16 protein-coding genes are annotated in these 18471 nt (G+C 63.7%); 13 read left to right on the forward strand and 3 right to left on the reverse strand.

All coding sequences use genetic code 11. The annotated features are described in order from the left end of the window. Nucleotides 1-61: 61 nt before the first annotated feature. Nucleotides 62-751: a phospholipase D-like domain-containing protein gene (locus tag ACVOLL_RS07980; RefSeq protein ID WP_481512409.1), complete on the forward strand. Its 690-nt coding sequence runs from the start codon at nt 62-64 to the stop codon at nt 749-751. A gap of 289 nt (nt 752-1040) precedes the next feature. Here ACVOLL_RS07980 and ACVOLL_RS07985 read toward each other — a convergent pair whose 3' ends face one another. Further along, nucleotides 1041-1472: a YkgJ family cysteine cluster protein gene (locus ACVOLL_RS07985; protein WP_481512410.1), complete on the reverse strand. Its 432-nt coding sequence runs from the start codon at nt 1470-1472 to the stop codon at nt 1041-1043. A 104-nt stretch (nt 1473-1576) separates the two neighbouring features. Between ACVOLL_RS07985 and oleC the strand changes: the two genes are divergently transcribed. The 4 genes from oleC to ACVOLL_RS08005 all read left to right on the forward strand — a co-directional run bounded on the left by oleC (nt 1577) and on the right by ACVOLL_RS08005 (nt 5391). Then, a complete protein-coding gene (gene oleC / locus ACVOLL_RS07990; protein WP_481512411.1) occupies nt 1577-3220 on the forward strand; it encodes an olefin beta-lactone synthetase in 1644 nt (547 codons plus the stop codon). Between the two features lie 280 nt (nt 3221-3500). Then, nucleotides 3501-3887 (forward strand): endonuclease domain-containing protein, encoded by a 387-nt coding sequence (locus ACVOLL_RS07995; protein ID WP_481512412.1) that lies wholly within the window; start codon nt 3501-3503, stop codon nt 3885-3887. A 260-nt stretch (nt 3888-4147) separates the two neighbouring features. Beyond that, nucleotides 4148-5134 (forward strand): 2-alkyl-3-oxoalkanoate reductase, encoded by a 987-nt coding sequence (gene oleD / locus ACVOLL_RS08000; RefSeq protein WP_481512413.1) that lies wholly within the window; start codon nt 4148-4150, stop codon nt 5132-5134. 101 nt (nt 5135-5235) lie between these two features. Continuing rightward, entirely contained in the window at nt 5236-5391 is a 156-nt protein-coding gene (locus ACVOLL_RS08005) for a DUF1328 domain-containing protein (RefSeq protein WP_282269396.1), read from the forward strand. Nucleotides 5392-5466: 75 nt separating this feature from the next. On the opposite strand, the gene ddlA is transcribed toward ACVOLL_RS08005, so the two are convergent. After that, nucleotides 5467-6570 carry a D-alanine--D-alanine ligase gene (gene ddlA / locus ACVOLL_RS08010; protein ID WP_481512414.1) on the reverse strand — a complete coding sequence of 368 codons (1104 nt, stop codon included), beginning with the start codon at nt 6568-6570 and terminating at the stop codon, nt 5467-5469. Between the two features lie 277 nt (nt 6571-6847). Here ddlA and ACVOLL_RS08015 point away from each other — a divergent pair, with 277 nt between their 5' ends. Genes ACVOLL_RS08015 through ACVOLL_RS08025 form a run of 3 tightly spaced genes read left to right on the forward strand, consistent with a single transcriptional unit; the run spans nt 6848 to nt 9902 of the window. Further along, nucleotides 6848-7498, forward strand: coding sequence for a ubiquinone biosynthesis accessory factor UbiJ (locus tag ACVOLL_RS08015; RefSeq protein ID WP_481512415.1), 651 nt, complete (start codon nt 6848-6850; stop codon nt 7496-7498). Continuing rightward, nucleotides 7495-9162: a ubiquinone biosynthesis regulatory protein kinase UbiB gene (gene ubiB, locus ACVOLL_RS08020; protein WP_481512416.1), complete on the forward strand. Its 1668-nt coding sequence runs from the start codon at nt 7495-7497 to the stop codon at nt 9160-9162. Before ACVOLL_RS08015 ends, ubiB begins: the two co-directional genes overlap by 4 nt. Continuing rightward, on the forward strand, nt 9159-9902 hold the full coding sequence (locus tag ACVOLL_RS08025) for a pseudouridine synthase (RefSeq protein ID WP_481512417.1): 744 nt from the start codon (nt 9159-9161) through the stop codon (nt 9900-9902). Before ubiB ends, ACVOLL_RS08025 begins: the two co-directional genes overlap by 4 nt. Before the next feature lie 259 nt (nt 9903-10161). Here ACVOLL_RS08025 and ACVOLL_RS08030 read toward each other — a convergent pair whose 3' ends face one another. Next, nucleotides 10162-10686: a DUF2059 domain-containing protein gene (locus ACVOLL_RS08030; protein ID WP_282272241.1), complete on the reverse strand. Its 525-nt coding sequence runs from the start codon at nt 10684-10686 to the stop codon at nt 10162-10164. 310 nt (nt 10687-10996) lie between these two features. Here ACVOLL_RS08030 and ACVOLL_RS08035 point away from each other — a divergent pair, with 310 nt between their 5' ends. From ACVOLL_RS08035 to ACVOLL_RS08055, 5 genes are read left to right on the forward strand one after another with little or no spacing between them, the layout of a single operon-like run. Next, nucleotides 10997-12058 (forward strand): HEAT repeat domain-containing protein, encoded by a 1062-nt coding sequence (locus ACVOLL_RS08035; RefSeq protein ID WP_481512418.1) that lies wholly within the window; start codon nt 10997-10999, stop codon nt 12056-12058. Further along, complete coding sequence (locus ACVOLL_RS08040; RefSeq protein ID WP_481512419.1) at nt 12055-13578, forward strand: glycosyltransferase family 2 protein; 1524 nt, start codon at nt 12055-12057, stop codon at nt 13576-13578. Before ACVOLL_RS08035 ends, ACVOLL_RS08040 begins: the two co-directional genes overlap by 4 nt. 17 nt (nt 13579-13595) lie before the next feature. After that, a complete protein-coding gene (locus ACVOLL_RS08045; protein WP_481512420.1) occupies nt 13596-14873 on the forward strand; it encodes a YaiO family outer membrane beta-barrel protein in 1278 nt (425 codons plus the stop codon). Between the two features lie 14 nt (nt 14874-14887). Further along, a complete protein-coding gene (locus tag ACVOLL_RS08050; protein ID WP_481512421.1) occupies nt 14888-17248 on the forward strand; it encodes an LTA synthase family protein in 2361 nt (786 codons plus the stop codon). Further along, entirely contained in the window at nt 17245-18180 is a 936-nt protein-coding gene (locus ACVOLL_RS08055) for a hypothetical protein (RefSeq protein WP_481512422.1), read from the forward strand. The genes ACVOLL_RS08050 and ACVOLL_RS08055 overlap by 4 nt, the downstream gene beginning before the upstream one ends. The last annotated feature ends 291 nt before the right edge of the window (nt 18181-18471 follow it).

Genomic DNA, 18471 nt, shown 5'->3' on the forward strand with positions numbered 1-18471 from the left:
CTCCTACAGAGGCACGCAGGGGTGTGCGAAGCTCTGTGCTTCTTTGCACAGGGAGTGAGGGATGGATTTCGACAGCCTGGACCGTCAGCTGCGTGACAGCGCGCAGGACCTTGCGTTGAGCAACGAGGAACGCTCCGCACTACGCGAGCTTGGCGCGGAGCTATCACCTGACCGCCTGCGTTTCCTGCGCAATCGCGCCTTCGATATCGCCCGTGAGCAGATCAACGCCAATCCGGCCGAAGCGCTGCCGATGCTGAAGTGGGTTGAGCAGGTGGTGCGCACGCTGGACGTCAACGCCGGCCCGGTCGAAACCCTGACCAGTACCTATTTCTCGCCGGGCGATGCCTGCATGCAGCGTCTGCGCGCGCTCTGCGCCAGCGCCAAACAGACGCTGGATATCTGCGTGTTCACCATCTCCGATGACCGCCTGAGCGGTGTCATCCTGGATGCGCACAAACGTGGCGTGGTGGTGCGCATCGTCAGCGACAACGACAAGGTCTACGACGACGGCAACGATGTCCGTCGCTTGAATGAGAGCGGTATCCCGGTGCGGGTGGACCACAGCGAATACCACATGCACCACAAGTTCGCGTTGTTCGATGGCAAGCAGCTGGCCAATGGCAGCTTCAACTGGACGCGCACTGCCACCGAGCACAACGATGAGAACCTGGTGGTCAGCAATGACCGCAATCTGGTGCGCAGCTTCGCGCAGCAGTTTGAGGTGTTGTGGGGGCGTTACAAGGCGCTTTGAGGGGCGGGCTTTCGCTTTTCGCTTCTCGCCTTTCGCTTCTGGCTTTCTGCTTTTATGTCGTTGATTTATTTGCCGTCATTCCCGCGCAGGCGGGAATCGCTCTGGCTCTAGCTCTTGCTTCGGCTCCTGCCTTGGCTTTGGACAGGGCAAGGGCGAAGAGCAACAGCTAGAGCGATTCCCGCCTGCGCGGGAATGACGGCGTAAGGGCAAGCGCCAACGCCCAACGCCCAAAGCCCAAAGCCCAAAGCCCAAAGCCCAAAGCCCAAAGCCAACAGCTACCGCATCACCCTCAAGCCGCAATCGGCGTATTCGGCGGAGAGGACGGGCTGTTGCCGTTGTCGTCCGGATGGTCGTCGTCATTGTCAGCACCATCGCGCCAACGCCAGTCAGCCAGGGTCAGTGCCGGCATGCCGTGGGCGATACGCGCGCGGTCGCACTGCGAGCTGGCCTTGCCATATTCCCAGGAGGCGTCCACCTCGCGGCACACGCTGGGCCGGTTCGGGTGGATGGTGCAGCGTGAGTACACGCCGATCTCCGAGTCCAGCGCCACGCAGCGGATCGGGTCCGAATAGGTGCCCTGCATGCACAGCCGGTGCGGATCCAGGCGCTGGGTCAGCTGGTGGGGCACGCCGCCTTCGGTGACTTCGTCCGATTCCATCCAGTGGAAGGCAACGCGGTATTGGGTGCAGCAGGCGCCGCAGGTCAGGCAGGGATGGGGCATGGGATACCGGCCTAGGCGGCAGGATTAGGACAAAAGGAAGGTGCGAAATTTTCCACGGTGACGGCCTGCGCGCAAGATTTTTCTGCATTGGCGACAATAGGAAGATGAACGAAACCTGCAATATCGCCGCGCGCCTGCCCGAGCTGGCGCGTGAACGGCCCGACCAGATCGCCATCCGCTGCCCGGGCAAGCCCGCCGGCAACGGCATGGCCGCTTACGACGTCACCCTCGATTACCGCACGCTGGATGCCCGCAGCGACGCCATTGCCGCTGGTCTGGCGGCGAACGGCATCGGCCGTGGGGTGCGTGCGGTGGTGATGGTGCGGCCGGGGCCGGAGTTCTTCCTGCTGATGTTCGCCCTGTTCAAGATCGGCGCGGTGCCGGTGCTGGTCGACCCGGGCATAGATAAGCGCGCGCTGAAGCAGTGCCTGGACGAAGCGCAGCCGCAGGCCTTCATTGGCATCCCCTTGGCGCAATTTGCGCGGGTGCTGCTGGGCTGGGCCAAGGCGGCCAGGGTCAAGGTCACCGTCGGTCGGCGCTGGTGCTGGGGTGGCGTCACTCTGGCGAAGATCGAGGCCGATGGTGCCGGTGCGGGTAGTCAGCTGGCTGCCACCGCGCCCGACGACGTGGCCGCGATCCTGTTCACCAGTGGCTCCACCGGCGTGCCCAAGGGTGTGGTCTACCGCCACCGCCATTTCGTCGGTCAGGTGGAACTGCTGCGCAACGCCTTCGGCATGCAGCCCGGCGGCATCGACCTGCCGACCTTCCCGCCGTTCGCCCTGTTCGACCCGGCGCTGGGCCTGACGTCGGTGATCCCGGACATGGACCCGACTCGGCCGGGTAGCGCCGATCCACGCAAGCTGCACGATGCCATTGCCCGTTTCGGCGTGACCCAGCTGTTCGGTTCGCCGGCGCTGATGCGAGTACTGGCCGAGCACGGCCAGCCGCTGCCAACGGTGACCCGCGCCACCTCGGCCGGCGCACCGGTGCCGCCGGAAATCGTGTCCAGGATCCGTTCGCTGATGCCGGAGGGCGGCCAGTTCTGGACGCCATACGGCGCCACCGAATGCCTGCCGGTTGCGGTGATTGAAGGTCGCGAACTGGTCGATACGCGTGAGGCCACCGAGGCCGGTGCTGGCACCTGCGTTGGTCGCGTGGTCGCACCGAATGTCGTGCGCATCATTGCCATCACCGACGAACCCATTGCTGATTGGAATGGGGTGCGTGAGTTGCCGGCCGGTGAAGTGGGCGAGATCACCGTGGTCGGCCCGACCACAACTGACAGCTATTTCAATCGACCGCAGGCAACGGCTGCAGCCAAGATCCGCGAAGTGCTGGCCGACGGCAGCGAGCGCATCGTGCATCGCATGGGCGATGTGGGTTGGTTCGATGCCCAGGGGCGGCTGTGGTTCTGCGGGCGCAAGACGCATCGCGTCGAGACGGCGACAGGGCCGCTGTATACCGAGCAGGTGGAGCCGGTGTTCAACACGGTGGCTGGCGTGCGGCGCACGGCCTTGGTCGGTGTGGGTGCCTTGGGTCAGCAGGTACCGGTGCTGTGTTACGAACCGCTGCCGGATCAGCACTTCGCTGAAATCGAAACGCAGTTGCGGGCCATGGCACTGCGTCATCCAGATTTGGCAGGTATCGAGCATTTCCTGCGTCACCCGGGTTTCCCGGTGGATATCCGCCACAACGCCAAGATCGGGCGCGAGAAGCTGGCAGTGTGGGCGCAGGCGCAGTTGGGCTGAGCTTGAAAGCTTGAAGCAGGAGCACCCCTCCCAACCCTCCCCTTCGCTGCGCGAAAGGGAGGGCTAACGCTTCGCCCCCCTCCCTTTGCCGCAGGCAAGGGGAGGGCTGGGGAGGGGTGCTCCTGCCCCCTCCCTTGCGCCGAAGGCGGAGGGGAGGGTTGGGGAGGGGTAAAGCGCAGTGTTCTTCGAGTCGAGGGATAGCTCGCAACCCAGCGGTTTCCTGACAGGCTCCCTTCACCAGCAATTGCAGGCTTTCCGTACAAAAAACCGGAGAGCTGCAATGGACAAGCTGCGAAGACGCGCAAGAGCCCTGCGCAACACACCAACCGATGCGGAAGGCCGCCTATGGCAGCAACTGCGGCGTCGCCAGTTGGCAGGTTTCCGCTTCCGTCGGCAGATGCCCTTGGCCGGTTACATCGCCGACTTCGTTTGCCTTGAGGCGATGCTGATCGTCGAGCTGGATGGAGGGCAGCATCTTGAGCAGCTTGCCTATGACCAGCGGCGAACCGAGGTGCTGCAGGGATTGGGATTCCGTGTGCTGCGCTATTGGAATGACGAGGTTCTGCAGCGGATGCCGGCTGTGTTGGAGGACATTCTGCGGGCCTTGGCGCACGGCGAAGAGCACCCCTCCCAACCCTCCCCTTCGCTGCGCGAAAGGGAGGGCTAAAGCCTGGCTGCTCGACGCACCCGCAGCGCTGCTGCTGTTGCTCCCTCCCTTTGCCGCAGGCAAGGGGAGGGTTGGGGAGGGGGGCTCTTGCTCCCTCCCTTGCGCCGAAGGCGGAGGGGAGGGCTGGGGAGGGGTAAAGCTCTCCGCCAACATTCCCGGCAAAGCACCCGAGCACTACTGCTGCGATACTGACGGACAAATCTCAATGCTTCCGACGCGGCCAGTTGGCGCGGAAGCCCAGCAGCAGAGCGATCAAACGAATGAAGATTCTGGTTACCGGTGGTGGTGGTTTTCTCGGTCAGGCCTTGTGCCGTGGCCTGGTCGAACGCGGCCATCAGGTGCTGAGCTTCAATCGCGGGCATTACCCGTCCCTGCAGGAAATCGGCGTTGGCCAGATCCGTGGCGACCTGGCCGATGCCAATGCCGTGCATCACGCCGCCGCCGGTGTCGATGCCATCTTCCACAATGCCGCCAAGGCTGGAGCGTGGGGCAGCTACGACAGCTACTTCCAGGCCAATGTGGTCGGCACCCGCAACGTGCTGGCCGCCTGCAAGGTGCATGGCATCGGCCGCCTGGTCTATACCTCCACGCCCAGCGTCACCCATCGCGCCACCCATCCGGTCGAAGGCCTGGGAGCAGACGAGGTTCCCTACGGCGAGGATTTCCAGGCGCCGTATGCCGCCACCAAGACCATCGCCGAGCAGGAAGTGCTGGCCGCCAATGGTGCCGATCTGGCAACCATCGCCCTGCGTCCGCGCCTGATCTGGGGCCCGGGCGACAACCAACTCGTCCCGCGCCTGGCCGAACGCGCCCGCGCCGGCCGTCTGCGTTTTGTCGGCGATGGCAGCAACAAGGTCGATACCACCTTCATCGACAACGCTGCGCAGGCGCACTTCGATGCCTTCGATCATCTGGTGATCGGTGCGGCTTGCGCCGGCAAGGCCTACTTCATTTCCAACGGCGAACCGCTGCCGATGCGCGAACTGCTCAACCGCCTGTTTGCCGCAGTTGGTGCGCCTGCAGTGGATAAGTCGATATCGTTCAAGACCGCCTACCGCATAGGCTCTGTCTGCGAAAAGCTGTGGCCGCTGTTGCGCTTGTCTGGCGAACCACCGATGACACGTTTTCTCGCCGAGCAGCTGTGCACGCCGCATTGGTATTCGATGGAGCCGGCACGTCGCGATTTCGGCTACGTGCCCAAGGTTTCGATTGAGGAAGGGCTACGGCGATTGGCGGCTGCTTCCTGAATGGACTGCGTCGCCATCATGCGGCGCTAACGTTCCTGTCACCGTATCGCGACCGGCGATTGCCGAGGATGGAACCCTGATTCCAACCGAGGACCCAGCCCATGCTGCATTACGCCGTCGTTTTCTTCGTCATCGCCATCATTGCAGCCGTGCTCGGCTTCAGTGGCATTGCCGGTGCGGCCAGCAATATTGCGTGGATCCTGTTCGTCGTCTTCCTGATCCTTGCGGTGGTGTCGATGTTCCGCAAGAAAGGCTGATCACTTCTGACGCCAGAAACAGAACGGCCCGCATCCTCATCGAGGGTGCGGGCCGCGTCGTTTCGGTAGTTTCGATCAGACCGAGGTGCTGATGGAGCTGCGCAGGTTCTTGTCTGCAGCATGACGCTCAAGCGCCAGCTCGATCAGGCGCGTGATCAGCGCGGTATAGCCCAGCCCGCTTGCACCCCACAGCTTGGGATACATGCTGATCTTGGTGAAGCCGGGCAGGGTGTTCAGTTCGTTGATGACGACGTCGCCGGCTTCGGTGAGGAACACGTCCACGCGCGCCATGCCGATGCAGTCCAGCGCCTGGTAGGCGCGCACGGCGATCTCGCGGATGCGCTGCTGCGCTTCGGCAGCGATATCGGCCGGGATCACCGTCTCCGCACCGCTGGCGCTGATGTACTTGGTGTCATAGGCGTAGAAGTCGTCATGCACCACCACTTCGCCGCAGACGCTGGCTTCGGGCACGTCGTTGCCCAGCACCGCGCATTCGATCTCGCGGCCGACAATCGCCGACTCCACCAGTACCTTGTGGTCGAACGACAGGGCCAGCGCCATTGCGGTGGCGAACTCGTCGGCATTGCGTATCTTGCTCACGCCCACCGATGAACCCTGGTTGGCCGGCTTGACGAACAGCGGCAGGCCGAGCTGTGCGACCAGTGCAGCGTAGTCAGCGCGTGCAGCGGTGACATGGTTGAAGCAGGCAAACGGCGCCACCGCCAGGCCGGCATCGCGCAGCAAGCGCTTGGCCATGTCCTTGTCCATCGCCGCGGCTGCGCCAAGCACGCCGGGGCCAGCGAACGGTAGGTTCAAGGTGCGCAGCAGGCCCTGCAGGGTGCCGTCTTCGCCGAGGGTGCCGTGCACGATCGGGAACACGACATCCAACTGCGGGACCTCGCGGCCATCGGCAGCCAGCAGCTGGCCGCGCTCGGCGCCGGGCAATACTGACAGCACCGGGCCGGAGGTATCCAGCGCGATGCGCTTGGGATCATCTGCATTGAGCAGGAAGCCGGCCGCATCGCACAGGTGCCACAGGCCCTGCTTGTCCACGCCGATCAGGCTGACGTCGAAACGTTCCTTGTCCAGCGCATCGAAGATGTTCTTCGCCGACTGCAGCGAGACCTCGTGCTCGGCCGAACGACCGCCGAAGATGATGCCAACCCGGGTCTTGCCCATTGCCTGTGTGCTCCTGACGCTGTGTTTGGTGGTGTCTGCATAGCATGAACTCAAACGCCGCGATTCGGGAATAGGGATCGGCGCTTGCTTTCAAGCCGGAACGGGCGGCTAGGGATTCGCAACGTATTGATCGCGGCGACCAGCTGGCGCGGCTTGCCACCGAAAGTGCGGTTTCACGCGCAAGGCGCCGCTACATGAACAAATCCTGTGCTGGCGAGGCATCAGCTCTCCGCTGCCATCCAATCTCCAATCCCGCCCCTCCGGTAGAATGCCAGGCATGCCTGCATCTCCCCTCAAAATGATCAAGCCGCTGGCCGGCCGCGCGCTGGAAGTGGCCTTGAACCGCGCGCTGGCGCTGGACCCGGATACCCGCACCGCGCTGACCTCGCTGGATGGCCAGCGCATCGCCCTGACCCTGGAATCGCCATCGCTGGCGATGCAGATCGGGGTCGCCGGTGAACGTCTGACCGTGGGCCCGGTGGACCCGTCGCTGGAGCCGGACCTGGCGGTGCGCAGCACGCTGGGCGGGGTGCTGGCGCAGCTTCCATTCCTGGCCAATGCACGGCGCGGCAACAGCGCGCCGGCAGGGCGGGTCAAGGTCTCCGGCGATGCCGAGCTGGCGCGCCGCCTGCAGCAGCTGGCCACCCGTTTTGATCCGGATTGGCAGCAGCCTTTTGTCAAAGCCTTTGGCGAGATCCTCGGCGTGCAGATCGCGCAGACCCTGCGTGCAGCCTTGCTGCAGGCCAGGCGCAGCGCCAAGGATCTGGCCGAAACCGCCGCCGAATACGTTACCGAGGAGTCGCGTGATGTCGTTGCCCGTGCCGAGCTGGATGCCTTCCATGATGATGTGGACGTGATCCGCGATGACGTCGAACGCATGGCCGCGCGCATCGCGCGCCTGCGTCAGCGCGCCGGAGGTGCCGCATGAAGCTGCTCCGCGCCATGTTCCGCGCCAGCCGCATCGGCCGGGTGATCCTGCGTTACCGTCTGGATGATCTGCTCGATGACACACCGGTCGAGCGTTGGCTGAGCGTCGCCAAGCCGTTCGTGCCGCGTGCCAGTGCCGATATCGCCTCGCAGTCGCGCGGTGCGCGCCTGCGTCTGGCGCTGCAGGAACTGGGTCCGATCTTCGTCAAGTTCGGGCAGATCCTGTCCACCCGCCGCGACCTGGTGCCGCCGGATGTCGCCGCCGAACTGACTCTGCTGCAGGACCGGGTCAAGCCCTTCGACGGCGAACGCGCGCTGCAGATCGTCGAGCAGGCGCTGGGCTTGCCGATCACCGAAGCCTTCGCCAGCTTCGACACCACGCCGCTGGCCTCGGCCTCGATCGCGCAGGTGCATGCAGCGACGCTGGACGATGGCCGCCAGGTCGTGGTCAAGGTGCTGCGCCCGGATATCGAAAAGCAGATCGCCGGTGACATCGCCCTGCTCAAGTCGCTGGCTGCGCTGGTCGAGCGTACCCATCCGCGCGCCGACAAGATCCGCCCGCGCGAAGTGGTGGCCGAGATCGAAACCACGCTGGCGGCAGAGCTGGACCTGCAGCGCGAAGGCGCCAACGCCAGCGTGCTGCGCCGCTTCTGGGAAAACTCGGACGACCTGTACGTTCCGGAAGTGATCTGGAGCCACACCGCCGAGCGCGCACTGACCCTGGAACGGGTCTGGGGCATTCCCTCCGACGACATCGTCGCGCTGGACAAGGCCGGCATCGACCGCAAGGCGCTGGCCGCCAAGGGCGTGCGCGTGTTCTATACGCAGGTGTTCCGCGACAACTTCTTCCATGCCGATGCACACGCCGGCAACATCTGGGTCGATATCGATCCGGCGCGCCGCGACAACCCGCGCTTCATCGCGCTGGACTTCGGCATCATGGGCCAGCTGTCGGAAGAGGATCAGTTCTACCTCGCCGAAAACTTCATGGCCATCTTCAACCGTGATTACCGCCGCATCGCCGAGCTGCACCTGCAGGCGCAGTGGATGCCGAACACGGTACGTATCGACGAACTGGAAGCTGCCGTGCGCGCGGTCTGTGAACCGTACTTCACCCGGCCGCTGTCGCAGATTTCGTTGGCCGAAGTGCTCATGAAGCTGTTCCGCACCGCCCAGCGTTACCAGCTGACCCTGCAGCCGCAGTTGATCCTGTTGCAGAAGACGCTGTTGAACATCGAAGGCGTCGGCCGCCAGCTCGACCCGAACCTGGATATCTGGGAAGTGGCCAAGCCGGTGCTGGAACGCATCCTGCGCGAGCGTTACAGCCCGCGTCGCGCGTTGAAGGAGCTGCGCAAGCGCCTGCCGGAAATCATGACCCAGGCCCCGGACATGCCGGCACTGCTGCACAGCTGGCTGCGCCAGCAGGTGGAAGGCAAGCATGAGCTGGCGATGCGCTCGCAGGACATCGTCAATCTCGAAGGCACGCTGCAGCGCATGCAGCGGCGCGTGGTTACCGCGGTTGCCGGTGCCGGTTTGATGGTGGTGTCGGCTTTGTTGTATGGCCTGCAAGCAGGCGGCCCGCAGTTCGCCTCGGTGCCGTTATGGTCGTGGGTGACGGGCGCGGTCGGCGCGATTGCGGTCGCTTCAGCGTGGTTGCGTCGATGACTGATGTTGTCGATGACGCAGTGGAGGCGCCGGTTGTTTTTGAACCGCTGCCGCTGTTGTACGAAGACCAGTGGCTGGCGGTGGTCAACAAGCCTGCGGGTTTGATGGTCCACGACAGCAAGCTTGCCCGTGGCGAAGATGATTTCCTCGCTGACCGTCTGCGCGAGCAGCTGGGCAAGCCGATTTTCCTGATTCATCGTCTGGACCGTGCCACCAGTGGTTGCCTGCTGTTGGCCTTCGACCGCGAGAGTGCCAGCGTACTGGGCAAGACGCTGATGGGCGGCGAAGTGGAGAAGGATTACCTGGCGGTGTGTCGCGGCTGGCCGGCGGAAGATGCCTTCACCGTCGATCACGATCTGGATGGCGGCCCCGGCAAGCCGGTCAAGAAGCAGGCCATCACCCACTTCCAGAAGCTGCTGGAAGGCGAGTTGCCGATTCCGTCGACGGGCTTCCCGACCTCGCGCTATGCGCTGCTGCGTTGCCAGCCGCAGACCGGGCGGTTCCGGCAGATCCGGCGGCACCTCAAGCACATGTTCCATCACATGATCGGCGACACCAGCCACGGTGATGGCCGGCACAACCGCACGTTCCGCATGCAGGGCGTGCACCGCATGCTGCTGCACGCCGAGCGGTTGGCCTTCCCGCACCCACAGGGCGGTCACCGCATCGAAGTGCGTGCACCACTGGACCGCGAGTTCCAGAAAGCGATGGACCTGTTCGCTTGGAAGCTACCGGACTGAGGTAGTGCCGAGCCATGCTCGGCAGCAGCCTCACCTGTAGTGCCGAGCCATGCTCGGCAGAGGCTTTCCCCGCAACCCATCAGCACGCGCAGGATTGTAGGAGCGGCATAAGCCGCGAAGCCCACAAACCATCAGATCGCAGAAATGCCGGTGATTCCAGCATTGCCAGCTTCGCGGCTGACGCCGCTCCTACAAAAGCCGGGGCGGCTCTATAGGTAACGCCCCTTGCCGAGCATGGCTCGGCACTACAGTTGGGCGCTTATTTGACTTCGCTGTTGATCTTTTCCAGGTCCTTCTGCAGGTCCGCCATCAGCGGGGTCATCTTCTGCTGGATGGCGACCATCAGGTTCTGCATCAGCGCCGGGGTCTTGTCGAGCAGGCTCTGGCCGGCCGGGCTCTCGTAGAACTCGGCCATCGCCAGTACGTCCTCCTTCGAGAACGACTGCTTGTATAGATCCACATACATCGGCCGCATCTGCGACCAGGCCAGCGCCTGGCGCAAGGTCTGCGAGGTGCGTTGCTGGATACGCTGCAGTCCCGCCTTCTGCTCGGCAGTCAGCGACTGCTTCTGGGCAATCTCGGCGAACTGCTGTGCCTGCATGGCTTCCATCTGCGGCAGCATCGCGTCGAGCATGTTCTGGGCGCGGGAGGCGGCCAGTAAACGGTTGACGTCGGCATCGGTGGCAGGGGCCGCCCATGCCGGCGCGATACCGGCAAGCGCCAGGCTGGCGGCGACCAACAGGGGCGCGCAACGGGTACGAAGGGTCTGGCGGCAGCGCTGCATGGATCGTCCTTGTGATGGGCTGGGCTTGAGCATAACCGCGGCCTTGTCGGGGCTGAAGACAGGTTTCGGGCATTCGAGGGTAGCTGGCAAGACAGTTGCGATTGCCGAAGTGCGCGGTAGCGCATTGTTTTTAATGAAAAATTTACTTCTTACGATCACGCTTAACATAGTTTGATGACGGAAACCTTACTGAAATTGCGGAAAATAGAGACGGGAATCACGTTTCTATCTATGCTTGGCACCAGGAGCTGTACCCAGGGGGGGTACGTGGTCTCGCAAGCCACGTATCCGCAACAAGTAGGGAACTGCGATGGACAGTCTGTTCGAGGGGCCGACCGTACTTGTCGTGGCCAGTTGGGTGGCGATTCTCACCCTGCTGTTGGCCACGGTATTGCTGTTGATCATTGTTGTTCTGCGGGTACGGGCGCAGCGCCGGGAAAAGCGCGACACCCAGGCCCGGCAGTATTGGAACGATGTGCTGCAGCGCGAGCTGGCCGGTGAAACCGTGCCGGTGCATCGATTGCAACGCGATGAGGTCATAGGCTTCATTGAAGCGTGGAACAGCATCTGCGAGAGCCTGCCGGAAGCGTCGGTACGGCGGCTGACCCCGCTCGGTCACCGTGTGGGCCTGGAAGAGGCGGCGCAGCGCATGTTGCGTGGCAGCTACCACGACCGCGCCATGACCATCATTGCCCTGGGCCATCTGCGCGACCGGCATCTATACGACCTGCTGGTCAAATTTCTCAACGACCGTAGCCCGATTGTCTCGCTGTGCGCAGCGCGGGCATTGGCGCAGGTGGATCCACCGCGCGCCATGTCCGCCTTCGTGCCGATGATCGCCGAGCGCGAGGATTGGGTGCCCGGCAGCGTGGCGCGGATCCTGGCTGAGAACGAGGATGGCAGCGCTGCCCGCGAGATCAGTAACGCCCTGCTGCGCGCCAATGCCGATTCCACCGTGAAGCTGGTGCGCTTCCTTGCCGACATCGATCCGCAGCGTGCGGCGGTGGTGGTGCGGCAGTTGCTGGAAGGGCACGTGGATGACCACATCATTTCGGTGTGCCTACAGCTGATCAACGATCGCCAGGATCGCGAGCGCGTCATGGGTTTCCTCACGGCGTCGCGTTGGCATGTACGCATGCACGCGGCAGCGGCGCTGGGCCGCATCGGCGAGCATGGCGATGCCGGGCGACTGGAAGCGCTGCTGTCAGACAGCGTCTGGTGGGTGCGTTATCGCACCGCACAGGCATTGTTCGGCCTGCCGGGCATGGGGGCGGACGCCCTGCGTGAAGTGCAGTCGCGGCAGAGTGATGGCTACGGGCGCGACATCATCGAACAGGTGCTGTCCGAGAACGCGATGAGGAGTGCGACATGAACGCTTATTGGCAGATGCTGGTGAGCTACGTGCAGCAGATTCCCTGGGTGAGTATCGCCGACTCGCTGCAGTGGTTCTTCATGGTCTACTTCGTCGCGATCAACCTGGCCTACCTGCTGCTGAATTACATCTCGGCCTATCAGATCGTGCGCTACATGCGCGAGTATCGGGCCAATTACCTGCCAGCCGGTCTGCGCGATTACCAACCGCCGGTAAGCATCATCCTGCCCGCGTACAACGAAGAAACCTCGGTGGTTTCCTCGGTGCGCTCGCTGCTCAAGACCAGCTATCCGGCGTTCGAGATCGTGGTGGTCAACGACGGCTCCAGCGATCGTACCCGCGATGCGCTGATCGAGGCGTTTGGATTGGTACGCGTGCCCGAGGCCTACCGCACGCGCCTGCAGACCGAGCCGGTGCACGGGGTTTATGCGTCGGCAAGCTGCCCGCGCGTGCGCATGGTCGACAAGGCCAATGGCGGCAAGGCGGACGCGATCAACGCCGGTATCAACTGCGTGCGCTATCCGCTGTTCTGCGTGGTCGACGCCGACAGCATCCTGCAGCCGGAGAGCCTGTCGCGGGTGGTGCGGCCATTCCTTGAGGACAGCCGCGTGGTGGCCAGCGGCGGCGTGGTGCGTGTGCTCAATGGCTGCACCGTGCGCGACGGCATGCTCGACAAGATCGGCCTGCCCAACCGCTGGCTGCCCAGCTTCCAGCTGGTGGAATACCTGCGCGCCTTCCTGTTCGGACGCATGGGCTGGTCGCCGATGAACGCGCTGCTGATCATCTCCGGCGCCTTCGGCGTGTTCTACAAGGAGCGGGTGATCGCCATCGGCGGCTATCGTACCGACACCGTCGGCGAGGACATGGATCTGGTGATCCGTCTGCATCGCAATCTGCGCGAAGAAAAGCGCGACTACCGCATCGTGTTTGTGCCCGATCCGGTGTGCTGGACCGAGGCGCCGACCGATCTGGCTTCACTGCGCAACCAGCGCATGCGCTGGCAGCGTGGTCTGGCCGAAAGCCTATGGACCAATATCGGCATGTTGTTCAATCGCCGTAGCGGCGCAGCGGGCTGGGTCGCCTTCCCGTTCATGCTGTTCTTTGAGTTCCTGGGGCCGATCATCGAAGTGGTGGGCTATGTCTCGATGATCGTGCTGGCCCTGTGCGGGCTGGTGCAGCTGGATGTGTTCCTGATCTTCCTGGCCGCGGCAGTCGGCATGGGCATCCTGCTCTCGGTCAACGCGATGCTGCTGGAAGAGCTCTCCTTCGGCTTGTACTCGCGACCAGCGCAGCAGCTGCGTCTGTTCGTGGTGGCCATCCTGGAGAACTTCGGCTATCGCCAGCTGAACTCCATCTGGCGTTTCTCCGCCACGATCCGCTGGATGTTCAGCCGTCGCAAGCGGCATAGCTGGGGGCGCATCAGTCGTGATGGTTCCTGGCAGCAGAACCAGAAGGAAGAAGTGCCGGTGGCGGTGGCAGTTGCATCGTCGGTGGTAAGCGAATCGAGTATCAACCAATGATTGCCAGGAACCGTTCCATGACCCAGCACCACTCCGTCCGTGCTCCTCGCCATGTGCTGTCGCGTTGCCTGTTGTTGGCGCTGGCCGCTGCGCCGTTGCTGGCGTTTGCCCAGGAAGCACCGGACAGCCTGACCCTGCAGTTGCAGCAGATCCGCGAGCAGTCCGAGGCCAATAATCGTGCGGCAACCATCGCCCGCTACAGCGCATTGTTGACCGAGCATCCGGGCAACGGCGACGTGCTGTTGGCGCGTGGCCGCACCTACGCCTGGGACGGCCAGTACGCTGCCGCAGAGGCCGATCTGCAGCAGGTAGTGAAGAACAGCCCGACCTATGCCGACGCCTGGTCGGCACTGGGCGACATGTACCGCTGGAGTGACCGTCCGCAGCAGGCTGCGGATGCGTACTCGCGCTGGGTTGAGCTGGCACCACAGGACCCCGCCGCACGCATCGCGCGTGGTCGCGAGCTGCGTGCACTCGGCCAGACCGCTGCGGCGCGTGCCGATTTCGATGCTGCCGCCACGCTGGGTGCAGATCCCAAGGAAATCGCCGAGCTGCGCCTGAGCCTGTTGCCGCGCATGGCCAACCCCGATGCGGTGGCGGCCGATGGCTATCGTTGGGGTGCGAGCCTGGGCTGGGATCACACCCGTTTCAGCGGTGGCCGTGATAGCTGGAATGACAACGATCTGACCCTGCGTCGTTACTTCCCACGCGGCTCGCTTGGGTTGGAACTGCTGCGCGCCGATCACTTCAACACCTCCGACACTGCCTGGGCGCTGGATGGCTACGCGCCGCTATGGTCACGCGCCTACGCAAACCTGCGTTACCAACGCGGCCCTTCCAGCGGTGTGCTGCCCAAGCAGAGCTGGCGCGTGGAAGTGTTCCAGGGCGTGGGCAATGGCTGGGAACTGTCGGCCAGCGTTGACCAGTTGCGTTTCTCCGACACCACCGAGTTCTACGGCGTCGGCGTCGGCCGCTATGTCGGCAACTGGTATGGCCGCTACAAGCTGCAGCACGTGCCGGGTGTCGGTTCGGGCAGCTGGAGCCATCGCGTGTTGCTGCGTAATTACTACAAGGGCGATGCCGACGACTATCTGGAAGTCAGCGTCAGCAGCGGCCGCAGCAGCGATCTGGATCGCTTCGGCGGCGTCGTGCGTGACAGCAACGCCGCCATCGGTGTTGCCTGGCGGCATCAGCTCACACCCAACTGGGGTTTCAAGCTGGGTGCCGGTTATGCGGACGACGATGGTGGCTTTGAAGAGCAGCGCCTGTCGGGCTCTATCTATACGCGCTGGTAACGGAGCAGTTGACGATGATTTCCACGCATGACGGTGGCGCCTGGGCGCGCTTTTCTTCGGCCTTCCCGGTGTTGCTGCTTGCGCAGCTGGTGCTGGTCGCAATGGCGGTCAGCAACGGTGTTGCAGGTGCCGGTGGTGGCTTGCAGACCGGTGCAATTGCCGGTATTGCCGGTGCCCAGGCGCTGCTGATGCTGCTGCGTTCGGTGCCGATCCTGGTGCTGTTGTCGCTACCCTTGCTGGCAATCAAGCGAGCTTTGCCGCGCTACATCGCCTTGGGCGTGCTGTGGTCGCTGTTCATCGTGGTGCAGGTGCTGCTTGACCAGTATTTCCAGGTCGCGCATGTGCCGCTGGGTGCGGATCTGTTCGGCTACAGCCTTGCCGAGATCCGCACCACACTGGCCGATGGCGCACCGCTCGGCCTGCGCGGCGTGCTGGCGATGGCCTTGCCGTTGCTGGTGTTGTGGCTGGGCCTGCTATGGCTGGCGCGGCGTGATGCGCGCGGCTCCACGGTGTGGAGCACGGCATTGTTGGTCGCGGGGGGTATCGCCTGGATCCTGCCGCTGCCCGCCGGAGCGGTGGCCTTGAAGGATGTCGCCTCGCGCGATCTGGCCTGCAACAAACTGGCCTGGTTCAGCGGCGATGTGTGGCGTTGGTTCAAGGGCGAGTCAGAGGTGGCCGTCGTACCCAGCGCCGTTGCCAACGATGAAGCGCCGCTGGATCCGAACTTCCCGTTCCTGCACACGGAGCAGACCCCGGATGCCTTGGGTCCCAATTTTTCCCCGACCAGCGATGGCCGACCGCCGAACGTCGTGCTGATTGTGGTTGAAGGCCTGGGCCGTTCGTTCTCCGGTCCGCAGGCATCGCTGGGCAGTTTCACCCCGTTCCTCGATGAGCTGGCTGGGCGCAGCCTGTACTTCGACAACTTCCTCGCCAACCAGGGGCGCACCTTCGGTGTGCTGCCGACCCTGATTGGTTCGGCACCGTTTGCGGACGAGGGCTTTACCGGCCTTGGTGACCGCATGCCGGCGCATCCCGGCTTGTTCAGCGTGCTGCGCCAGCAGGGCTATAACACCGCCTTCTACAACGGCACCGACACCAGCTTCGACAACGAGCGCGCCTACATGCAGGGCCAGCAGGTGCAGACGCTGGTCGACATGAACAACTTCGGCGAGGGCTATCAACGCAATCCGTTCAGTGCCTGGGGTTACCCGGACAAGGAACTGATCTCGCGGGTGCTGGCCGACAATGACAGCGTGCAGGCGCCGTTTTTGACCGCGATCCAGACGATCTCGATGCACACCAGCTACGAGTTCCCGGATCAGGATGTGTACCGCAAGCAGTTCGAGCAGCGTCTGCAGCAGCTGCAGGTACCTGAGGCGGAGCGTGCCAGCTACCGCGCCAGTACCGATATCTACAGCACCATCCTGTACACCGACGAGCAGCTGCGCCGCTACTTCGCCTCGGTGGAAAAGACTCCGTGGTATGCCAACACCATCTTCGTCATCACCGGCGACCATCGCCTGCCAGAAATCCCGATGGGCGAGCATGTGGACCGTTACCACGTGCCCTTGATCGTTTTCTCACCGCTGCTCAAGCAGCCCAAGCGCATCCGCGCGGTGTCCTCGCAGCTGGACGTGACGCCGTCGTTGATCGCCTTGCTGTCCAATACCTATGGGCTGAAGCGGCCGGCGCAGACACCGTGGCTGGGCACTGGCCTGGACATGGCCGAGAGCTTCCGCAGCAATCAGCAATTCCCGTTGAAGCAGACCAAGACCAGTGCGCCGGAATATCTGGCCGGGCGTTGGTGGCTGCATGACGGCAAGTTGTACGAGTTGCAGGACGGCATGCACCTGGCCGAAACCGACGATGCCAGCGTGCTCGCCTGGGCCACCCAGCGCCTGCAGCGTTACACCCAGGCCAATGCGATCTTCATGCAGAAGAACGCGCTGACGCCGGAAGGTGCGACGCCCAGGCTGGTCGCGTACAGCGCGCCTTCGGTTGCTGCCGAAGTGGCTGCGGCACCGGCAGCACATGGTTTGTCGTTGGCCTCGGCCGAGCTTGCCACCGTCGCCGATGGCGTGCGCTTGACCGCGGTGTTCAGCAGTGGCGATCCCAAACCAAGCCGCTTGTTCGTGCCGCTGGCGGTGATGTCCGCCGAGGATGGCCGCGAACTGCAGGAAGTGTATGGGCAGGCAATGCAGCTGCCGCCGGGCGGCAGTCAGCAGGTGCAGTTGCAGCTGCGCCTGCCGCAGGATTGCGGTGGCCGTTGCTACGTGTCGGTGTTCCCGTCCGACCCGGACAGTGGCAAGGCGATCGGGCAGGGCCGTTACCACCTGCAGGTGGAGGCCGCTGCAGGCGCGGAGAAGTCGCAATGAGTCGGATGTTCGGCCTTGGCCTGTTGGTCGCGCTATGTGCAGCACCAATCGCGCAGGCGGCAGCGGCCAGCCGCGCGATCTGGACCTGGGAAGCCGAGTCGTACGCGATGATCGAAGACCCGGCGGTCGCCGATGAGGCGGTGGCGTACCTCAAGTCGCAGCGCATCGACACCGTGTACCTGTATGCCGACGCCTACAAGGATCGCAATCTCATCGTCGAGCAGCCGCAGCTGTACCGAGCCTTCATCGAGCGCCTGCACAGCAAGAACATGAAGGTCTATGCCTTGCTGGGTTCCTGGTACCTGAGCACCCAGAAATACGTGTTGCCGGAGCACCGCAAGGAGGCTGAGGCGATGTTCCGGCGGGTGGTGGACTACAACGCCTCGGTGCCGGAGTCAGCGCGTTTTGATGGCGCCAACCTCGACATCGAGCCGCATATCCTCGACGAGTGGGATGACGATACGCGTGCCGACCTGCTGGTGGGCTTCCTGGACATGAGCGCGGCAGTGATGCGTATCAAACAGGAGAGTGGCGCGACTTTGGCGGTTGGCCCGGCGATTCCGTTCTGGCTGGACGGCATCGAGGTTGACTGGAATGGCCGTCACCGTCCGGTCAGCGAGCACACCATCAACATCTACGACTACGTCGCCTTGATGGATTACCGAGACAAGGCCGAGGGCAGGGACAGCATCCTGTCGCACGCGTCCAGCGAGATTGCCTATGCCAATGAAGTTGGCAAGAAGGTGGTGATTGGATTGGAGGTGTCGTCCAACGACATCAACAAAGTCACCTTCCATGAAGAAGGGCCGAAGGTGTTTGAGCAGGAAGTGCGCAAGGTGGAACGCGCGTTGCGCAACGAGCCCTCATTTGACGGCTTCGCGATCCATCACTATCGCGCCTACCGGCGCTGGGCCGGGCAGTATTGGGAATGAATGGAACCCTCCCTTTTGCGTAGCAAAGGGGAGGGCAGGGAGGGGTACTCTTGCTTGAGCTCCCTCCCTTGCGCGTAGCGGAGGGGAGGGTTGGGGAGGGTTGCTTCTAAAGCTCCAGTCGCTCGGCAAAATCCAGCCCACAAGCCCCTGTAGTCAGAACCAGCGCAAGCACTCAACGTCAGCCGCGAAAGGCACCCCTCCCCAACCCTCCCCTCCGCTACGCGCAAGGGAGGGAGCAGGTGGTTGCGTCCCCGCAGACGTAGCGAGTGCACGCTTTGCTCCCTCCCTTTT

Source organism: Stenotrophomonas sp. STEN035, from assembly GCF_056759935.1.

Excerpts from the sequence above, each read along its gene's own strand:
- ACVOLL_RS08025 (WP_481512417.1), top strand. The coding sequence starts at position 9,159 with ATGACTGATGTTGTCGATGACGCAGTGGAGGCGCCGGTTGTTTTTGAA.
- ACVOLL_RS07995 (WP_481512412.1), top strand. The coding sequence starts at position 3,501 with ATGGACAAGCTGCGAAGACGCGCAAGAGCCCTGCGCAACACACCAACC.
- ACVOLL_RS08050 (WP_481512421.1), top strand. The coding sequence starts at position 14,888 with ATGATTTCCACGCATGACGGTGGCGCCTGGGCGCGCTTTTCTTCGGCC.
- ACVOLL_RS08005 (WP_282269396.1), top strand. The coding sequence starts at position 5,236 with ATGCTGCATTACGCCGTCGTTTTCTTCGTCATCGCCATCATTGCAGCC.
- ACVOLL_RS07985 (WP_481512410.1), bottom strand. The coding sequence starts at position 1,472 with ATGCCCCATCCCTGCCTGACCTGCGGCGCCTGCTGCACCCAATACCGC.
- ACVOLL_RS08015 (WP_481512415.1), top strand. The coding sequence starts at position 6,848 with ATGCCTGCATCTCCCCTCAAAATGATCAAGCCGCTGGCCGGCCGCGCG.
- oleD (WP_481512413.1), top strand. The coding sequence starts at position 4,148 with ATGAAGATTCTGGTTACCGGTGGTGGTGGTTTTCTCGGTCAGGCCTTG.
- oleC (WP_481512411.1), top strand. The coding sequence starts at position 1,577 with ATGAACGAAACCTGCAATATCGCCGCGCGCCTGCCCGAGCTGGCGCGT.
- ACVOLL_RS08055 (WP_481512422.1), top strand. The coding sequence starts at position 17,245 with ATGAGTCGGATGTTCGGCCTTGGCCTGTTGGTCGCGCTATGTGCAGCA.
- ACVOLL_RS08045 (WP_481512420.1), top strand. The coding sequence starts at position 13,596 with ATGACCCAGCACCACTCCGTCCGTGCTCCTCGCCATGTGCTGTCGCGT.
- ACVOLL_RS08040 (WP_481512419.1), top strand. The coding sequence starts at position 12,055 with ATGAACGCTTATTGGCAGATGCTGGTGAGCTACGTGCAGCAGATTCCC.
- ACVOLL_RS08030 (WP_282272241.1), bottom strand. The coding sequence starts at position 10,686 with ATGCAGCGCTGCCGCCAGACCCTTCGTACCCGTTGCGCGCCCCTGTTG.
- ubiB (WP_481512416.1), top strand. The coding sequence starts at position 7,495 with ATGAAGCTGCTCCGCGCCATGTTCCGCGCCAGCCGCATCGGCCGGGTG.
- ddlA (WP_481512414.1), bottom strand. The coding sequence starts at position 6,570 with ATGGGCAAGACCCGGGTTGGCATCATCTTCGGCGGTCGTTCGGCCGAG.
- ACVOLL_RS08035 (WP_481512418.1), top strand. The coding sequence starts at position 10,997 with ATGGACAGTCTGTTCGAGGGGCCGACCGTACTTGTCGTGGCCAGTTGG.
- ACVOLL_RS07980 (WP_481512409.1), top strand. The coding sequence starts at position 62 with ATGGATTTCGACAGCCTGGACCGTCAGCTGCGTGACAGCGCGCAGGAC.